This window comes from Acinetobacter sp. G18, from assembly GCF_052660225.1.
On the sequence record NZ_CP109658.1, the window covers coordinates 670820 to 688410 of the forward strand.

A 17591-nucleotide genomic window follows, 5' to 3' on the forward strand; every position below is an offset into this window, starting at 1 on the left:
TGCCCCTATTCTTGATAAAGCTGTGCGCTTATTCAAGCTTTTTTAAACGTTCGATAATATTTTCATACTCATTGTTAGTGTGATTATAATTTTTTGAAAGTAATTCAAGTGTTTGTTTAACCTTGAGAATATTGGTTAGATTGTTTTCAATCAATGCTTTAAGCCTCTCAGGAACTTTTTCACCTTTACGAAAATATTCCATTTCCTGACGTTTAAATAAAATTTTATCTTGTTGCAAGTGGTTGAGTTGTTCTTGCTGATAATTCATTTGTTTTTTAATTGCTAATAGAGCTTGGTCCCTTTTAATCACAGCAGTTTTACTATTGCTATATGCCTTTTTTAATTTGTTATCTTCTTCTCTGTATCGGGCTGATAATGCGCGTTGTGACGATTGATTTAAATCGGTCTCTGAATTATAGGGGTGATTTCTTTTTATCACCTGCATATTTTGGTCGAGTGCTTCATAACCATGACGGATATGTGCAGGCGTTACGGATGTACTGATATTGGCAATCCCATGTTGGTCATAATAGCGATACCAAACAGCTTTAGGGGCATCATTTGCGGCAAACGTTAGGGAAGATAAAAACAGTGCTCCACAAGAAGCAATGCCTATAAATACAGACAAGCAGTTTCTATAAAAGGCGTATTTCACCCGCTTATTCATAAAATTCCCCAAAAAAAGAAAGCTAAGCCGCTTATTTTTAAATAGTTAATCTTAAATATATTAGTTATTATTTAACTGAATAAAAATATTAATATTATAAAAAAAATGATAATTTTTTCGAAAGTGTGATGAGGTTAAAAGTTATTGTTTATAAATGAGAAAGTAGACAAAAACCTTTCATTGAAAATAGAAGTATAGATATGTTAAAAATGCGTATAAATCTGTAAAAACAAATTTAAGTTAAATTGCATTTATATTTTATGTTATGGGGATGGAAGATTAAATGGAAGATGCGTTCCAAAATCTGAAAGTAATGGTTATTGATGACTCAAAAACTATTCGCCGTACAGCAGAAACATTATTGCAACGAGAAGGTTGTGAAGTGATTACTGCTGTCGATGGATTTGAAGCTTTATCTAAAATTGCTGAAGCGAATCCAGATATAGTTTTTGTAGATATCATGATGCCTCGTTTAGACGGTTATCAAACTTGTGCTCTGATTAAGAACTCTCAAAATTATCAGAACATTCCCGTTATCATGCTCTCAAGTAAAGATGGTCTATTTGATCAGGCAAAAGGGCGTGTGGTAGGTTCAGATGAATACTTGACGAAACCATTTAGCAAAGATGAATTGCTAAATGCGATTCGTAATCATGTAAGTTCATAATTAAGTAATTTAAGGGCAAAGAAATGGCACGTATTCTTATTGTTGATGACTCACCAACAGAAACTTATCGTTTTAGAGAGATCTTAACCAAGCATGGTTATGATGTACTTGAAGCATCTAATGGTGCGGATGGTGTAACTTTGGCAAAAGCAGAACAGCCTGATTTAGTGTTAATGGATGTTGTAATGCCTGGTGTAAATGGCTTTCAAGCAACACGTCAGATTACTCGTGATGAAGACACTAAGCATATTCCAGTTGTTATTGTGAGTACTAAAGATCAGGCAACTGACCGAGTATGGGGAAAACGTCAAGGCGCGCTTGATTACTTAATTAAGCCGATTGAAGAAAAGCAATTGATTGATGTAATTAAACAATTTCTAAATTAACTCATCCATCCATAAAAACATAAACGGCGGGTCTAAGCCCGTCTTATAGGATCGAGTATGGCCGCGAACGGATTTATCGAGTTACTTCGTTTATCTAAACGAGGTAATAAGAATTACGCTTCAGTCCAAAATGAAGCAGAGCGATGGTCAGGAATTGCTTTTGAAATGAGAGGGCAATACTTCGTCGCACCACTTGGGGAAGTGTCAGAAGTTATCTATCCACCAAAATATACACCTGTTCCAAATACCCAAAGTTGGGTAAAAGGATTGGCAAACATTCGGGGAAGGTTACTTTCGGTTTCAGACTTGGCACATTTTATTTCAGGGCAACGAAGTGCATTTTCGGCTGCCCAAAAAGTGTTATGTATTAGCCATCAAGATCAGTATGTGGGACTGGTTGTTGATCAGGTTTTGGGGATCCAACACTTTAATAAAAAAAGCTTTTTTTCTCAAAGTTTAAACTTGGAGGAAAATTTAAAAGAATATTGCCAAGGTTATTTTCACCAGCATAATCAGCACTGGCACGTCTTTTTATTTAGTCGACTATTGCAAAACCCACATTACATGAATGCATCGACAAAATTTATAAACTAATTTTTATGCTGTTAATAAACAGTATATTTTTCTGGGGAGAAGCTGTATGGGCTTTAAACTTAAAAAGAAAAGTGGCAATCGTAGTGTAAACGAAAAATCGAATGTCAACTTTGTTGCGAAAATCCAGTCACAAATTGAGCAATATGCCAGTTTATTTGGGGAAAGTAAAAAGTCCAAGCCTATCCTTTATGTAGCATCTGTATGTTTAGTAGTAGCTTCAACTTCGCTTGCTTATTTATTCTATAGTGTACCTCGCCATAACGAATTAACACGTAGTATGGGTGAGCTGCGCTTATTATCACAAACCATTTCTAGACAGGCTACGGAAGCAACAGCTTCTGGATCACCTGAAGCGATGAAAGAGTTGGTTGCATCGCGTCAACTTTTTGCCAAAAATATAAAAAATGTCGAAGACATTTATGGTACATCTTCAAAAGAATACAAAAAAGTAGCTAGCCTGTGGAAATCTTTGGCTTATGACATTGATTTGATCTCGTCACAACAGGACGTAATTAACCAGTTATATAATATGAATATCTCGATTAGTGACTCTATTCCTGAGATTCAAGCTGAATATAACTTGATGGTTGATAAGATGGTTCGTGAAAAAGTATCAAGTAATCAGGTCGTAGTTGCTAAAAACCAGGTATTTATTGCGGAACGTATTCTACGATCTATTAACTCCGTTTTCGTTGGTACAGAGAACTCTGAGAACTCAGCGCATGACTTTAGTGTCGATATCGAGACTTTTGGTGTGTACTTAGATGCGCAGCTAAACGGAAATGCTGAATTAGGCGTAGCTAAAGTTGATTCTCCTGAAGTGCGTGAATCTTTGGAAGGCATTAAAACTGAGTACGATAAAGTTTTAAAATCTGCCGCGACATCAGTTCTTAAACATACCAACCAGATCGTAAACGTTCGTCAATCATCTAGTGAGATCTTCTCTCAATCTGATGCAATGTTAAACGCATTAGGTGATCTTTCAGATCAAACACAATACGGTTGGCAGGCTTTTGCATTAGTTGCATTGCTTACATTATCGCTTCTTGGCTTAATTGGTTCTGTCTTAAAACTTTTATCACTTCGTAGTAAAGCAGATAAGCAGCGTGTAGCGACATTACAAGAAGAATATGATCGTAACCAGAATGCGATTTTACGTTTACTCGATGAAATTGCCGATCTTGCAGATGGTGACTTGCGTTCATATGCAACGGTATCTGAAGACTTTACTGGTGCGATTGCCGACTCGATTAACTTTGCGATTGACCAATTACGTGACCTCGTATCTCGAATTCACGAAACTTCTCAAGAAGTTGCTCGTTATACACAAGATACTCAGAGCATTACTAACCAGTTAGCAGAAGCATCTGAGCACCAAGCACAAGAAATTGCGGGTGCATCAACTGCAATGAACGAAATGGCATTGTCTATTGACCAAGTATCTGCCAACGCTTCTGAATCTGCCAATGTAGCACAACGTTCGGTATCTATTGCATCTAATGGTGCACAAGTCGTAAACCGTTCTATTGAGGGTATGGATACCATTCGTGAACAGATTCAGGAAACTTCAAAACGTATTAAACGTTTGGGTGAGTCTTCACAAGAAATTGGTAACATCGTATCGCTTATTAACGATATTGCAGACCAAACAAACATTCTTGCATTAAATGCAGCAATTCAAGCATCTATGGCTGGTGAAGCAGGTCGTGGTTTCGCCGTGGTTGCCGATGAAGTCCAACGTCTTGCAGAACGTTCTGCTTCAGCAACTAAACAGATTGAAACGCTTGTTAAAACGATTCAAACGGATACCAACGAAGCCGTAATCTCGATGGAACAAACGACAACTGAGGTTGTTCGTGGTGCTAACTTGGCGAAAGATGCGGGTATTGCACTTGATGAAATTCAAAAAGTATCGGGTGACTTGGCAAACTTAATTGCGAGCATTTCTGATGCTGCAAAACTTCAGTCAGCATCTGCGAGTCATATTGCCGCAACCATGACAGTCGTACAAGAAATTACTTCACAAACAACAACAGCAACCTTCGATACTGCTCGTTCTGTATCTGAATTGGCGAACATGTCGGAGTCATTACGTGAGTCAGTAACGGACTTTAAATTACCTGACTAAATTGGGGGATGAGAATAGCTATTCTTATAATAGCTATTCTTTTAAAAGTATGAGCAGCGCCAGACAAATATTGGGGAAATAGCTATTTTTCTGGTGTTGACTCTGTAGTTTTCCCCACTCAGGGGGTAAGCAAAAGAAGCCTTTGCTATGAAAGAAATATTAAAAACTTTAACTGAAGCAATGACTCTACCTGAAGATAGCTATTCTGAACAAGATGCTGAGTTTCTTGAGATTTTTGTCGAAGAAATTGATGAAATTTTTGTTGATTTGCAGCCATTGTTGAATGAATGGATGCAGTCTGCAAATACTGCTACGCTCACTGAAATTCGCCGCCATTTTCATACCTTAAAAGGTTCGGGGAGAATGATTGGTGCTAAATCTTCGGCCGAGCTTGCTTGGACAGTTGAAGATACGCTCAATCGAGTAATCAATCAAAGCCTTAAGCTGACTCCAGCTATTCAAGGCTATGTTCAGTTAGTGTTTAAGTTCTATTTCCTTAAATTAGTAGATAACTTTAAGCAAAAACGAGCACATGCAGTAGATTTTAGACCGCTTATTTTATTAGGCCAACAACTACAACAACAGCAAAGTTTAGAACCTGCTTTAGAAGAGCTTTTACAACTTTCAAATACGCTTACTGCCGAAACAATCACTGGGCTTGAGCTAGACTATATTGAGCAAGATTTATTGGCTGAGCCAATTGTTGAAGATGTACATACTGAAATTGAAATAAATCTAAATGAAACTTTAGCCTTGTTTATGGAAGAGGCGGAAGAGCATTTATCGACAATTAATCAGTTCTTAAATCAAGAACTACATCAGTATGATAGCTACAATGCTTTAATACGTGCTCTACATACTTTGCGTGGCAGTTCTGCAATGGCGCAGGTTGAAACAATTTTTGAAGCCAGTACTAAAGTTGAGCACTTATTTAAAATCTTATTGCAAGAGGAGCTTTCTTCTAATTCAGATGAGATTTTATTATTACAAGAATATCGTGAGTTTATTGGCGAGAGCTTAGAACTGCTATCTAGCAATAGTTCAAGTGAACAGCTTGAAGCGAGATTGGCGCAGTTTAATCAATCATGGGATGCCTACGTGGAGCAACATGGTGATCGAACTGATCCATTAATGCCTTCACATGGTTTGGTGTCGCAATTATTGCTGCTAGATGTTTCTGAGTTACTAGATGCAGAATTAGATTTTGAGAAAGGAATTCGTAACGAGTTTCCTGGTTATCTTGAACGTCTAAGTGAACAGGCTGATCTGTTGCTACAGCATACTCACTCTCAAGCAATGCTTGGGTTGCATGAATATACGAGCCAATTGAAAGACAGCTATAATATATTGCTTGATAAACCTGTCTTGTTGCAATCAGACTATATTTTTGAAATTTATCAGAAAGCGCATCAACAACTTATTCAATTGTTCGATGCTTTAGCTGCTGGTCAGCGAGTCGGTATTGTTAAGCAACATCAAAATATTCTAGAAGAATTAAAACTTTATACGTTACATACGCCGAGTATTCAAAACGATTTACCTCATCAGAATTTTACTTTTGATGAGCCACTATTCAATACTGAACTAGAACCAGAAGTTATTACGGTAGAGAATTTATCAGATTCCGCCGACTGGACCGTATTAAACCAGAGTGTACAGCAAGATCGTCAGTATATTTCATCTGTACAGGTAAATCGAAACTTTGATCCTGACCTTTTGGACATTTTCCTTGAAGAAGCTGATGAGCTACTTGAGGGAATTGATACCGATCTCAATATTTGGGTAGGTGAGCAAGAAAACTTTGCAGCTCTGAACAACTTAATGCGCTATTTGCATACCTTGAAAGGGGGAGCAAATATGGTTCAGGCGACTTATCTTGGTTCGATTACCCATGAATTAGAAAGTATATATGAGCGTTTAATTCAAAAGCAGTTAGTTGCAACCTCACCTTTAATTGATTTTATTCGTTTGATTCAAGATGACTTGGCCGATCGTCTACAAATCATGCGTGAAAAACAGCTAGATTATGCGGCTCCTTACACAATTAATGCGTTAAAACAAGCGGGTAAAAACTCTAACTTCCAACCTGTGCCTGAGGTTGAAGTATTTGATACTGAAAGTGAGATATTCTCTGAACAAGAGGTGGTGTCTCAAGTATTAATAAATGAGGTACCAGCGGAAACAGAAGTTGTTGTTGACGAATTAGAAGCTCATCACGATCAAGTATTTGATACCGTTGTTACTGAATTGGCTACGCCAGTTGAAGTAATAACATCAGTTGAATCCTCGCAAGAGAATGAAGCTGTAGTTGACGAAGAAGATATTACCGTTGTTGTTGAGCAGACATTCCTAGAAGAAGCTGCTGAATTGTTAGAAATGGCTGATGTGCTATTGAAACAATGGTTTGATCAGCGTACGAACCGTAGTATCTTGCTTCAGTTACAAAGAGCCGTGCACAGTTTGAAGGGTGGTGCACGCATGGTCGGTTTAGAGGCCGTGTATGCAATTGCTTATCAACTTGAAAATACTTTTGAACAGTTTGCACTGCATCACTTCAACTCGAATATTTATGACCATCTGCTCGAAAGTGCAATTGCATGGCTAAAAGATGCAATTTTCAAGCACAACTACCAGCATTTCGATGGACTACAACAAAGTTTAGAAAATATTCAATTCTTTGAAACGAATATCCAAATTCCAGCGAAGTTAACGAAAGCTGATTTGTTTAGCTCAGAACCTGTGATGACCTTTATACAAGGTGATGGTACCGAACCACCACCAATGATGGGAGTATGGGAGCAAACAGAACGTCTGGATCAAAATAATGAAATGATCCGAGTTTCAGCAGACTTAATCGAGAAGATGATTGATTTGTCAGGTGAAAATTCGATTAACCGCTCGCGAATTGAAATGGATTTAAGTCAGTTTGGTCATACATTGGTTGAAATGGAATTAGCTATTCAACGACTTGCCGATCAGTTACGTCGAATGGAAGGCGAGTTAGAAACACAAATTATTGCCAAACATGGTATTGAGCATTCTCGTTATACCGACTTTGACCCTTTAGAGATGGACCAATATTCATCTTTAAATCAGTTATCGAAATCTCTTGCTGAATCTGCTTCGGACTTAGTCGACTTTAAAAATACGTTGTCTCACAAGATCAGAGATACAGAAAGTCTGCTTTTACAACAGTCACGAATTCAGGCAGAAATTCAAGAAGGTTTGATGCGAACACGATTAGTTCCTTTCTCACGGTTACTACCGCGTTTACAGCGAATTGTTCGTCAGACCTCTACTGCGTTGAACAGACCTGCTGAGCTTTTTGTAAATAATACTGAAGGTGAACTAGACCGTAATATTTTAGAACGCTTGGTAACACCGCTTGAGCATATGCTCAGAAACGCAATTGACCATGGCTTAGAAGACAGAACACAACGTCAGCAAGCTAATAAACCTGAAGCTGGGCGTATTGAACTTAATATTCAACGTCAAGGTACAGATGTGGTCGTTGTCTTTAGTGATGATGGACAAGGTATTGATGTAGAAAAAGTACGTCAAAAAGCACTGCTTGCGGGTCTGATCAAACCGGAACAGCACTTGGAACACCAAGATATTTTACAACTGATTTTCCATCCAGGTTTAAGTACAGCAGATCAGATTACTCAAATCTCTGGGCGTGGTGTTGGACTCGATGTTGTACAAAGCGACATTAAGGCTCTAGGTGGACATGTTAGCGTAGACTCTGTTTATGGTAAGGGAACAACATTTACTATTCGTGTACCAACTACAGTAGCTGTAAGTGATGCCTTAATGGTGAAAGTGGCAGATCAGCAATTTGCGATTCCACTTGCTCAAATCGACCGAATTGTTCGAGTTTCACCAGCTTCTTTAGAACATTATTTTGAAAGTCCTAAAGAGCTATTCGAGTATGAAAATAAAAGTTATCCATTACGTTATCTTTCAGAATTTGTGGGTAATCAACCAATGCCACGTCTAAATGGCATGATGTATTCATTACCTGTCTTAATGATTAAAGCCAACAATGGCCAAACTGTGGCTTTACTTGTTGACCAGTTAATTGGTTCTCGAGCACAAATTGTAGTGAAACCAATTGGACAACAGTTCGCTAGCATTGGGGCAATTGCAGGTGCGACTATTTTAGGTGATGGACAAGTTTGCTTAATTTTAGACGGACAAAATATTGCGCGACAAATTCAGTCTACTCCGCGTCATAAACAGCTTAGTGAAGCAGTATATAGACAACGAGAATCTGACGAGCGCCGTCTCGTTATGATTGTCGATGACTCGGTAACTGTACGTAAGGTAACGTCTCGATTACTTGAACGCCAAGGCTACGATGTTGTTACGGCTAAAGATGGTGTGGATGCCATAGAGCAGCTAGAAAACATTAAGCCAGATCTAATGCTACTTGATATTGAAATGCCGCGTATGGATGGTTTCGAAGTACTGAATCTTGTACGACATCATGATATGCATCAATACATGCCAATTATTATGATTACGTCCCGAACAGGTGAAAAACATCGAGAACGAGCATTCTCATTAGGCGTAAGTCAATATATGGGTAAACCTTTCCAAGAGGAAGAATTACTAGAGAATATCGATGCTTTACTTGTAGCGTTTGAAAGTGAGGTCAAATCATGAAAGGTAGTGTAAATACATCTCTGATTGGTAATATGGACCAACAAGAGCTACAGCATCTTATTACGGTTTCAACTGGTTTTATTGATGCCTATATCATTGAATGTAATGATCAGGTACCTATGCTGTTGCCACAAAATATTGTCTTATCCGCTATGGACGTAAGAAATGGCGTAAAACATATTGAGTGGCATGATGTAAAGCTACCTATCTACTCGGTTCATAACACAACTGATCAATATGCTGTAGCCTTGGTAATTGAAGGTGAAGATATTAGTCAGCGTTTTGCATTAATGTGTAAAACAATGCCACTTTCTGTTCGTCTACGTATTTCTGAAATTGTCGATGAAATAGATGAGCATCAGGAAGCTGAACAGCATCCAACAGTATTTAAATATGTACGAATGCAAGATCGACGCTACCATATACCGAACCTAGAATATATTGAAAAAACTTTAGGTTTATAAAGTAAAAAGGAACTCAAATGAGTTCCTTTTTTTATGATGACTCAGTTAGCTTGTAAGTTCATAAAATACAGCTAAAGATTTTAAATCTTTAACTAACTTTGCTAGTAGTGATGAATGTAAAAAATAAGCTAAATCAATTGCATGTTATATTATATTTAAATACAATATATTTTTTGATATAAAATGATAAATATATTGACTATGGATATTGCTGCAATTAAAAACTTCATACAAAAAAATAAAGTACGACATCTATCAAATAAGGTTCTACATACTCATCCTTCACCTAAAATGTGGAAAACAGATTTAAATGAAGAAGAAAATAATCACTTACTACTGCATACAGATGCTCAATATAAGTCCATAAACTTATACTTAGGTATTCCATATTGTATTCCTACTGATCCTCCCCATTGTGGATTTTGTCTTTTCCCTACACAAGATTATAAAGGTAAGAGGGAGATGGACTATTATCTGGATTTTTTAAGTAAGGAAGCGCACTTATATAAAGAGTTTTATCAGGGAGCTAAGCTTGAAAGTTTATATGTGGGAGGAGGTACACCTAATTTGCTTCAACCTAATGATTATATGAAACTGACTAATGTTGTATCTTCTCTTTTTCCCGATGCTGGTATATCTAGCCCTATAGAAATGACATTAGAAGGTATTCCTCAACTTTTCAATGAAGATAAAATAAGAGCAATTAAGGATGCTGGTTTTAATCGTGTCAGTATGGGAGTGCAACAGGTTAACGATGAACTAATTGCTACAAGTGGCCGAAAACAAACAAGAAAGCAGGTTTTTGATGCAATTGAGCTATTTCATAAATATTCTTTATCTTGTAATGTCGATTTGATTTATGGTTGGCCAAATCAAACAGTTGAAGCAATGCTAGGAGACTTGGAAAGTATTGTTCAATCAGGAATAAAACATATTACTCACTATGAGCTTAATATCGCTGGCCGTTCTGACTTTGCGACAAAACAAAAGCAAAATACGCCATCTATTGAGAAGAAAATTGAAATGTATAACATTGCAAAACAATTTTTAATTAGCAAAGGTTATAAACAAAAGACGGTATATGATTGGGAAAAAGAAGATAATAACCTATTAATTTCAGAGAAATATTTATATGAAGATAATCTCAGAGATTGTTTAGATGCAAACGGCCAAAGTAAAATGACCACAATGAGTGGGATAGGTTATGCAGCCGTTAATATGAGATTGCAACCAAACTCATCAAGCATTAAATCTGTCTCAGCAATGAACCATCGAAATCTAACCGAATACTACAATGCAATATCATTGAATAAACTTCCTGTTGAACGCATGTTTATTCATGATACTGAAGACGTAAAGTTAATTTGGATATTTCAAGCATTGCAAGAAATGAAAATTAGCACTAAAAAGTACGAGAAAATTTTTAACAGTGATATTAAACTTGATTATAAGCTTATTTGGGATGCATTAGTTGAGGAAGGCTGGGTAGAGTACGGTGATGAATATATTAAACTGATTAATGAGGGTGAGTTTTATACTCCGCTTATTCAGTCATTATTAAGTCAACCGAGAATAAAATCATTGCAACAGTAGAAAAATAAATGTCAATTCATAAAGAGCTGCATATTTTAAAAACGGATGATGATTGTGAATTTGCCTTATGGGAAGTTTATAAAAAAGATAATCCTATGGTGAAGAAGCAAGCCATTTTTTTATCTCATGGAGCATTTTCAGATAAAACTGTTTGCATGGGTATTGCAGATTATTTGGCAAGAGAAGGCTATATCTGTTTTATTTTAGAATGGCGAGGGCATGGCACTAGTCCCAAAACAGATCTTCCCTTTAATTTTGAAACTGTTGCATTATATGAATACAAGGCAGCATTTCACTATATTCATGATCATTTTAATATAACTTCTTTACACTGCGTAACGCATAGTGGTGGAGGTTTATGCTTAACAATGTTCTTGATTAACTATCCAGAATATTTGAAAAATATTAAAAGTATTACTTTGGTTGCTTGCCAAGCATTTGGTGCTATAAATAACTCATTTGATTTTATTAGGTTATTTTCTGCAAAACTAGTAACTAAAGGTCTAGGTCAGATTCCTGCTAATAAATTTAAGCTAGGTCGTTTAAATGAAACCTATTATACGATGCGGCCTTGGTTTAATTGGAATTTAAAGCAAAATTTTATTAGTGAATTTAAAAATATTGATTATAAAGAATTTATGAGTTCTATAAGAGTTCCAATATACTCTATCTCTGGGAGTGGTGATAAATTTATTGCCCCTGTTAAAGGTTGTTATAAATATTTAAAAGCCTTTGAAAATGAAAACAATGTATTCTGTGAATTTGGCTATGCTAATAATAACTTGGAAAATTATTCTCATAGTCGAATCGCACTGAGTCAAAATGCGGCTAAGGAGGTTTGGCCAACTATATTGCAGTGGATAGATAAGCATTCAGAAGAGGTCCTACAACAATTCTAAAATCATCTATCTAATTTAACGAATGAAAATCTTATTTCATGTTCTTAAAAAAAGAATAATGAAAACTGCAAATAATAAAAAGCACCCTAATATAGGTGCTTTTTTATATTGATCACTTTTTTAATATTTTAAGCTAGTAAATTTTCTAAAATTTGCTCATAAATATCTGTCAAAGGATCAAGATCGTTTACATCTACATGTTCATTAATTTGATGAATAGTAGCGTTAAGTACACCCAGTTCTAAAACTTGTGCGCCTGTTGGAGCAATGAAACGCCCATCAGATGTACCACCACTAGTAGATAGCTCAGTCTCAGTACCAGTTACATTTAAAATAGCAGTTTGAGCAGCGTTAACTAATTCACCTACTGGTGTCAAAAATGGCAGGCCAGATAAATTCCAGTCAATCTCATATTGTAAACCATGCTTATCTAAAATTTCATGCACACGTTGCTTAAGCTGTTCAGCTGTAACTTCTGTTGAGTAACGGAAGTTGAAAGTCACTTCTAAAGTACCCGGAATAACGTTAGTTGCACCAGTGCCTGAGTGAATATTTGAAATTTGGAATGAAGTTGCAGGAAAGTATTCATTTCCATTGTCCCAAACAGTTTGGCATAACTCTGCTAAGGGCGCTGAAGCTTGATGAATTGGGTTACGTGCTAGGTGAGGATACGCCACATGACCTTGTTTACCATGAACATGCAATACGCCATTTAAGGAACCTCGGCGACCATTCTTAACAATATCACCTAATTTACTTGTGCTTGATGGCTCACCGACCAAACACCATGTAATTTTTTCATTACGCTCTTCAAGTGTTTCAATAACTTTAACTGTACCGTTAACAGCAGGGCCTTCTTCATCTGAAGTAATTAAAAAAGCAATTGAACCTTTATGATTTGGATGCTTTGCTACAAAGCGTTCAGATGCGACCACCATTGCTGCTAACGCAGTTTTCATATCAGCTGAACCACGACCATATAATTTGCCGTCACGAATTTCTGGTGCAAATGGGTCTGAATTCCATGCTTCTAAACGACCTGTTGGAACAACATCGGTATGTCCAGCAAAACAAAACACAGGGCCTTCAGTTCCACGACGAGCCCATAAATTATCAACATCCCCAAAACGCATTGGTTCAATATGAAAGCCAGCTTTCGCTAGGCGATTAGCCATAATGGTTTGGCAAGTATGGTCAATAGGAGTAACAGAAGGCTGTTGTAAAAGTTCTAAGCTAAGCGAGAGAGTGTCTGAGTGGTTCATACCGGAAATTGCATGCTGAGTAGGGGAAATATAGTCCGATATAATAGGCGAATCTCTGAAGGTTGGGTATTTAAAAATAAAAAAACCTTATCGAAGCGATAAGGTTTTCCGAAGCTGTGCATAACTTACATTTTATTCTCAGTTTTTTGTGCGGTATTACTTACAGCATCACCAGCTTTAGAGACATCTTTACCAAAACCCTTGAACGTATTACAGCCAGTTAATACAAATGCAATCATTACAGACGCGACTAAAACTTTTTTCATCATTTTCTCCGTTTAAATTTAATAATGAAGTAAATTTAGATTAAAAAACAAACGTAAAAAGAAACATGACTATTTAATAGTAAAAACGTTATAAATTGTTTCTAGAAGTCTATACCTACTTGTAAAGTGGCATTTTTTCGTTGCCAACATGGCCTAGGCTTAATAGTGAAGGATGTCTGAACATATAAAACTGGGTGACTTCGTTATTTTTGCAATATAAGCCATCAGTCCACCAATAAGCCGTATTTGAGCTTACCTGTTTATTAGGGCAAAGCCATTCATGTCTTTCTAGACGATAAAATTTAGAGTCAGGAATATTTGTGCCCCAATATCCGAGACGACGGTTTGAATTGATCCAGTCCGGAATAGGTTGCTCTTGAGCCAAATTGAGTGGTAGATAAAGCTGACCTTTAAGAACAGCAAAACGTTGTTGAATTTTAAAATCTAAAGCTTCTGAAAATTGAAATTGCTTATCAGTGAAGTGATAAAGCTTTGTACTCAAAGTATCTTCTCTATTTAGGCCAATCCATTGTTCTAAATTTAATTGTCCTTCGCCCAAATAATATTTTAGAGCAACTTCCCAATGCTCAATTTGTTGAGTTTCTTTATTTAAAACCAAAAAATCGAGTTCACCTAACGTCTTAGCCCCCTCAATTTTTTGAATACTATGGCCTAATAATTGATAGGAATGATATTGGTCTTCCTGTAACCAAAACCAAAGTAAGTTCTCAAAACGTAAACCTAAACGCGTGCTTTTAAGGCGAGACATAAACAGGAGTAAAGGTTCAGGAGACTCATCTAGTTGTTGCAAACGTGGTAGATAGTTTTGAAAATGCTGTCTCCAAGTCAGATCAGAATGAAGTTGAAAGCTATGCTGAATAGCGAGACTTTGAGGAAGATGGCAAAGTAAATTAGGGCTAGCAATCGTAAATGCTAATTGTCTTACCATTGGGTGATTAAACTGTAACCATGGTTCGAAATAGGATGTTTTAACTGAGGCAATATTCATACGTTTAGTACTCGAAATAATTCATCCCAATTTCATGGTTGATCAACAAAACAATACCAGAAAAACACTTTATACTACGATCAACAATAGCTTAAGGTTTATATATGCGAACATTGTTTTGGCGAACTCTGGTCGTGATTTTTATCACGCTTGGTATTATTGGAGCAATTTTACCAGGCATGCCGACAACAGTGTTTCTTATTCTGGCTGCTTGGGCTGCCTCAAAAGGATGGCCTCAAATGGATGCATGGTTGTTAAATCACCCGAAATATGGGCCAACTCTACGTGACTGGCGAGCAAATGGCACAGTACCACGTAAAGCGAAATGGATTGCCAGTATTATGATGACCTTAAGCGGTATTTTAATGCTGTTTACCACTGCACCATTTTGGGTGAAAGTTTTCACTGATACTATCATGCTCGTTGTTGCAATTTGGTTATGGCTACGCCCTGAGCCAAAATTAAAAGATTGATAATCTTTTAATTTTGGCGCAAGACAAGCAGTGAAGCTGCGCGTAGATAAAAGAAGATTGATAATCTTTTATTCATGACACCCGACAAATTTCCCATTTCATTTTATTAAAGCTCAAAATAGAGTTGAGTTCACATAAGAGAAGAAATTCCATGTCCCAATTTAAACTTGAAGATGCAGATATTCTTATCGATTTAGCAAACCAAACTTTAAACCTTCCTAAGCATAATAAGTTTTATGTAGTTTCTACAGGTAAGAATGGAATAGGGGAACAAGAAAATACTGGGAAAACTCCACGTGGATGGCATCGGGTTGCCAAAAAAATTGGTATGCAAGCGCCTAAGAATGCAGTTTTTATTGCACGTAACCAAACAGGTGAAGTTTATAGCAGTGAACTTGCCGCACAATTCCCAGAGCGAGATTGGATACTGTCACGTATTCTTTGGTTAGATGGTTTAGAAGAAGGCTTTAATAAAGGGGAAGGCCACGACACCATGCAACGTTATATTTATATTCATGGGACACCGGATAAAGAACCGATGGGTATTCCAATGTCACATGGATGTATTCGAATGCGTAATGAAGAAATCATTGAATTGTTTGATTTAGTCCCTGAAGACGCTCTTGTTTATCTGTCTGAACAATCTTTAACCTAAATTATGATTTTAAATATTCCTGTTTTATTCCTCGAATGATCAAAATATTAAAATAAGTGCTTAAATAAAATACAAAAAATTGTTTTTTACTTAATAATGACTTATTTTTAATCATTCATTCGCATTTTTTTGAAAAGTTGTCGAAAAGCGTTTGACACCTGTTAAAGATTCTCTATAATGCACCTCACAAACGATGAAGACGTTAAGGGCGCTTAGCTCAGTTGGTAGAGCGTCTGCCTTACAAGCAGAATGTCGGCGGTTCGATCCCGTCAGCGCCCACCAAGCCTTTACGTTAAGCTCTCAAGTGCAGCGGTAGTTCAGTTGGTTAGAATACCGGCCTGTCACGCCGGGGGTCGCGGGTTCGAGCCCCGTCCGCTGCGCCACTTAAGACTTAACATCGTTTACCCCACAATTGCGATATTGTGAAAGTGCAGCGGTAGTTCAGTTGGTTAGAATACCGGCCTGTCACGCCGGGGGTCGCGGGTTCGAGCCCCGTCCGCTGCGCCACTTTTATAAAACGCTTTTGCAGGGCGCTTAGCTCAGTTGGTAGAGCGTCTGCCTTACAAGCAGAATGTCGGCGGTTCGATCCCGTCAGCGCCCACCATAATTTGTGACCATACTTTATTTATTTAAAGTATTGCAAGTGCAGCGGTAGTTCAGTTGGTTAGAATACCGGCCTGTCACGCCGGGGGTCGCGGGTTCGAGCCCCGTCCGCTGCGCCATTCTCTTGATTCCCTGATCTAGAGGATGTAATCTAAAAAGGCTACTTAGTTGTCTTTTTAATCAGGGCGCTTAGCTCAGTTGGTAGAGCGTCTGCCTTACAAGCAGAATGTCGGCGGTTCGATCCCGTCAGCGCCCACCATATTTTTTTAAAGTTAAAAAATATATACACTAATTTATTTAGTGTTTTTTTGTTTTTATCATTCTAGTTTTTATTTCCCTACTTTATTTTTAGTCAAATTTCTCCTTTCTAAGCTCTGAATTTAACCATTAAATCAAAATAGTATCTTTAAGTTGTTTAAAGCTGCTATATCTTAAAGAACTAGCAGCTTTTTTTTCAATATTAATACTCGTTTAGAATCCAACCACTCGCATACGCAAAGTATTCACGTAGCCAAGCATTATAGCGAGTGATCAACGGAGTTTCGGCAGCAACTGTATAAACATGGGTGTAGCCTTGTTTCTTTGCAATAGCTGCAGCTCGTGGGGTGTGGAAGTCACTTGTAACAATGGCAATTGGTTGATCAATACTAATATGAGCTTGCTCAAGTAGTGGTTTGCTGTTTCTAAGGTTAAGCTCAGTACTTGTACTTTTGTCTTCAAGAATCATTCGTTCTTTTGCTATATGAAAACGTTGTTCCAAGTAGCGAGACATGACTAATGCTTCGGTTTCTTTTTCTGAAAAATCTAAACCACCTGTTAAAACAACTTTTGCTTGAGGTTGTGAAAGGGCGACAGGGGCTGCTGTATCGAGGCGTTTTGCAAGTATGGCAGAAGGCTGTCCATTTTCGACACCACTTCCTAAAACAATAATTGCTTTCACCGCTGGAATGTTTTGGCCTGTATCTTTATTGTTTTTAATAAAATTAAAAAAATAGCCTAAGCCAATGAGCCAGATCCAGAAGCATAACCACCCAAAACGCCAAACTGAATGCAGGCGATAGTGGTAAAAGAAAAAACGTTCCAGATGATAATAAAATAATGCATAGAGGCAAAAAAATGCCCCTAAGACTAAAGGAACAATGGTGCCTACATGAATTTTATTTAGAAAAGCTAGAAATAAGCCGTCTAAAAATAAAATCGAACCAATGATGGCTAAGAAAATTCGAATCCACTTACTGACTTGCATTGAGTTTACAG

The 17591-nt window shown here is 37.3% G+C and carries 15 protein-coding genes and 6 tRNA genes; 16 read left to right on the forward strand and 5 right to left on the reverse strand.

What is annotated here, in order from left to right:
* Nucleotides 1-28 precede the first annotated feature (28 nt).
* Complete coding sequence (locus tag NE363_RS03260; RefSeq protein ID WP_445535814.1) at nucleotides 29-667, reverse strand: hypothetical protein; 639 nt, start codon at nucleotides 665-667, stop codon at nucleotides 29-31.
* A 283-nt stretch (nucleotides 668-950) separates the two neighbouring features.
* Between NE363_RS03260 and pilG the strand changes: the two genes are divergently transcribed.
* The 8 genes from pilG to NE363_RS03300 all read left to right on the forward strand — a co-directional run bounded on the left by pilG (nucleotide 951) and on the right by NE363_RS03300 (nucleotide 12066).
* On the forward strand, nucleotides 951-1334 hold the full coding sequence (pilG, locus tag NE363_RS03265) for a twitching motility response regulator PilG (protein WP_000389061.1): 384 nt from the start codon (nucleotides 951-953) through the stop codon (nucleotides 1332-1334).
* Between the two features lie 23 nt (nucleotides 1335-1357).
* On the forward strand, nucleotides 1358-1720 hold the full coding sequence (locus tag NE363_RS03270) for a response regulator (protein WP_004705774.1): 363 nt from the start codon (nucleotides 1358-1360) through the stop codon (nucleotides 1718-1720).
* 57 nt (nucleotides 1721-1777) lie between these two features.
* On the forward strand, nucleotides 1778-2314 hold the full coding sequence (locus NE363_RS03275; RefSeq protein ID WP_004705775.1) for a chemotaxis protein CheW: 537 nt from the start codon (nucleotides 1778-1780) through the stop codon (nucleotides 2312-2314).
* Nucleotides 2315-2360: 46 nt separating this feature from the next.
* On the forward strand, nucleotides 2361-4442 hold the full coding sequence (locus NE363_RS03280; protein ID WP_151750186.1) for a methyl-accepting chemotaxis protein: 2082 nt from the start codon (nucleotides 2361-2363) through the stop codon (nucleotides 4440-4442).
* Between the two features lie 147 nt (nucleotides 4443-4589).
* Complete coding sequence (locus NE363_RS03285) at nucleotides 4590-9110, forward strand: Hpt domain-containing protein (RefSeq protein WP_445535815.1); 4521 nt, start codon at nucleotides 4590-4592, stop codon at nucleotides 9108-9110.
* The gene (locus tag NE363_RS03290; RefSeq protein WP_004705778.1) at nucleotides 9107-9574 is read left to right on the forward strand and encodes a hypothetical protein; all 468 of its coding nucleotides are present in this window, start codon (nucleotides 9107-9109) and stop codon (nucleotides 9572-9574) included. Before NE363_RS03285 ends, NE363_RS03290 begins: the two co-directional genes overlap by 4 nt.
* A gap of 201 nt (nucleotides 9575-9775) precedes the next feature.
* A complete protein-coding gene (locus NE363_RS03295; protein WP_445535816.1) occupies nucleotides 9776-11167 on the forward strand; it encodes a coproporphyrinogen-III oxidase family protein in 1392 nt (463 codons plus the stop codon).
* Nucleotides 11168-11175: 8 nt separating this feature from the next.
* Complete coding sequence (locus NE363_RS03300) at nucleotides 11176-12066, forward strand: alpha/beta fold hydrolase (RefSeq protein WP_019457554.1); 891 nt, start codon at nucleotides 11176-11178, stop codon at nucleotides 12064-12066.
* Nucleotides 12067-12194: 128 nt separating this feature from the next.
* Here the strand turns inward: NE363_RS03300 and dapE are convergent, their stop codons facing one another.
* From dapE to NE363_RS03315, 3 genes are all read right to left on the reverse strand, one after another.
* Entirely contained in the window at nucleotides 12195-13328 is a 1134-nt protein-coding gene (gene dapE / locus NE363_RS03305) for a succinyl-diaminopimelate desuccinylase (RefSeq protein WP_445535817.1), read from the reverse strand.
* 125 nt (nucleotides 13329-13453) lie between these two features.
* Complete coding sequence (locus NE363_RS03310; protein WP_002051109.1) at nucleotides 13454-13597, reverse strand: entericidin A/B family lipoprotein; 144 nt, start codon at nucleotides 13595-13597, stop codon at nucleotides 13454-13456.
* A 112-nt stretch (nucleotides 13598-13709) separates the two neighbouring features.
* The gene (locus NE363_RS03315; protein WP_174742102.1) at nucleotides 13710-14603 is read right to left on the reverse strand and encodes a DUF1853 family protein; all 894 of its coding nucleotides are present in this window, start codon (nucleotides 14601-14603) and stop codon (nucleotides 13710-13712) included.
* A gap of 104 nt (nucleotides 14604-14707) precedes the next feature.
* Here NE363_RS03315 and NE363_RS03320 point away from each other — a divergent pair, with 104 nt between their 5' ends.
* The 8 genes from NE363_RS03320 (at nucleotide 14708) to NE363_RS03355 (ending at nucleotide 16593) form a co-directional block, all read left to right on the forward strand.
* On the forward strand, nucleotides 14708-15076 hold the full coding sequence (locus tag NE363_RS03320; protein ID WP_191109719.1) for a YbaN family protein: 369 nt from the start codon (nucleotides 14708-14710) through the stop codon (nucleotides 15074-15076).
* 151 nt (nucleotides 15077-15227) lie between these two features.
* Nucleotides 15228-15731, forward strand: coding sequence for a cell wall-recycling L,D-carboxypeptidase ElsL (gene elsL / locus NE363_RS03325; protein ID WP_445535818.1), 504 nt, complete (start codon nucleotides 15228-15230; stop codon nucleotides 15729-15731).
* Between the two features lie 206 nt (nucleotides 15732-15937).
* Nucleotides 15938-16013: transfer RNA gene (locus tag NE363_RS03330), tRNA-Val, on the forward strand.
* Between the two features lie 24 nt (nucleotides 16014-16037).
* Nucleotides 16038-16114, forward strand: a tRNA-Asp gene (locus NE363_RS03335).
* Between the two features lie 47 nt (nucleotides 16115-16161).
* Nucleotides 16162-16238: transfer RNA gene (locus NE363_RS03340), tRNA-Asp, on the forward strand.
* A gap of 21 nt (nucleotides 16239-16259) precedes the next feature.
* Nucleotides 16260-16335: transfer RNA gene (locus NE363_RS03345), tRNA-Val, on the forward strand.
* A 41-nt stretch (nucleotides 16336-16376) separates the two neighbouring features.
* Nucleotides 16377-16453, forward strand: a tRNA-Asp gene (locus tag NE363_RS03350).
* A gap of 64 nt (nucleotides 16454-16517) precedes the next feature.
* Nucleotides 16518-16593: transfer RNA gene (locus NE363_RS03355), tRNA-Val, on the forward strand.
* A gap of 201 nt (nucleotides 16594-16794) precedes the next feature.
* Here the strand turns inward: NE363_RS03355 and NE363_RS03360 are convergent.
* Nucleotides 16795-17580, reverse strand: a complete 786-nt coding sequence (locus NE363_RS03360) for a YdcF family protein (protein WP_445535819.1) — start codon at nucleotides 17578-17580, stop codon at nucleotides 16795-16797.
* Nucleotides 17581-17591: the final 11 nt, after the last annotated feature.

Excerpts from the sequence above, each read along its gene's own strand:
- NE363_RS03260 (WP_445535814.1), bottom strand. The coding sequence starts at position 667 with ATGAATAAGCGGGTGAAATACGCCTTTTATAGAAACTGCTTGTCTGTA.
- pilG (WP_000389061.1), top strand. The coding sequence starts at position 951 with ATGGAAGATGCGTTCCAAAATCTGAAAGTAATGGTTATTGATGACTCA.
- NE363_RS03270 (WP_004705774.1), top strand. The coding sequence starts at position 1,358 with ATGGCACGTATTCTTATTGTTGATGACTCACCAACAGAAACTTATCGT.
- NE363_RS03275 (WP_004705775.1), top strand. The coding sequence starts at position 1,778 with ATGGCCGCGAACGGATTTATCGAGTTACTTCGTTTATCTAAACGAGGT.
- NE363_RS03280 (WP_151750186.1), top strand. The coding sequence starts at position 2,361 with ATGGGCTTTAAACTTAAAAAGAAAAGTGGCAATCGTAGTGTAAACGAA.
- NE363_RS03285 (WP_445535815.1), top strand. The coding sequence starts at position 4,590 with ATGAAAGAAATATTAAAAACTTTAACTGAAGCAATGACTCTACCTGAA.
- NE363_RS03290 (WP_004705778.1), top strand. The coding sequence starts at position 9,107 with ATGAAAGGTAGTGTAAATACATCTCTGATTGGTAATATGGACCAACAA.
- NE363_RS03295 (WP_445535816.1), top strand. The coding sequence starts at position 9,776 with ATGGATATTGCTGCAATTAAAAACTTCATACAAAAAAATAAAGTACGA.
- NE363_RS03300 (WP_019457554.1), top strand. The coding sequence starts at position 11,176 with ATGTCAATTCATAAAGAGCTGCATATTTTAAAAACGGATGATGATTGT.
- dapE (WP_445535817.1), bottom strand. The coding sequence starts at position 13,328 with ATGAACCACTCAGACACTCTCTCGCTTAGCTTAGAACTTTTACAACAG.
- NE363_RS03310 (WP_002051109.1), bottom strand. The coding sequence starts at position 13,597 with ATGATGAAAAAAGTTTTAGTCGCGTCTGTAATGATTGCATTTGTATTA.
- NE363_RS03315 (WP_174742102.1), bottom strand. The coding sequence starts at position 14,603 with ATGAATATTGCCTCAGTTAAAACATCCTATTTCGAACCATGGTTACAG.
- NE363_RS03320 (WP_191109719.1), top strand. The coding sequence starts at position 14,708 with ATGCGAACATTGTTTTGGCGAACTCTGGTCGTGATTTTTATCACGCTT.
- elsL (WP_445535818.1), top strand. The coding sequence starts at position 15,228 with ATGTCCCAATTTAAACTTGAAGATGCAGATATTCTTATCGATTTAGCA.
- NE363_RS03360 (WP_445535819.1), bottom strand. The coding sequence starts at position 17,580 with ATGCAAGTCAGTAAGTGGATTCGAATTTTCTTAGCCATCATTGGTTCG.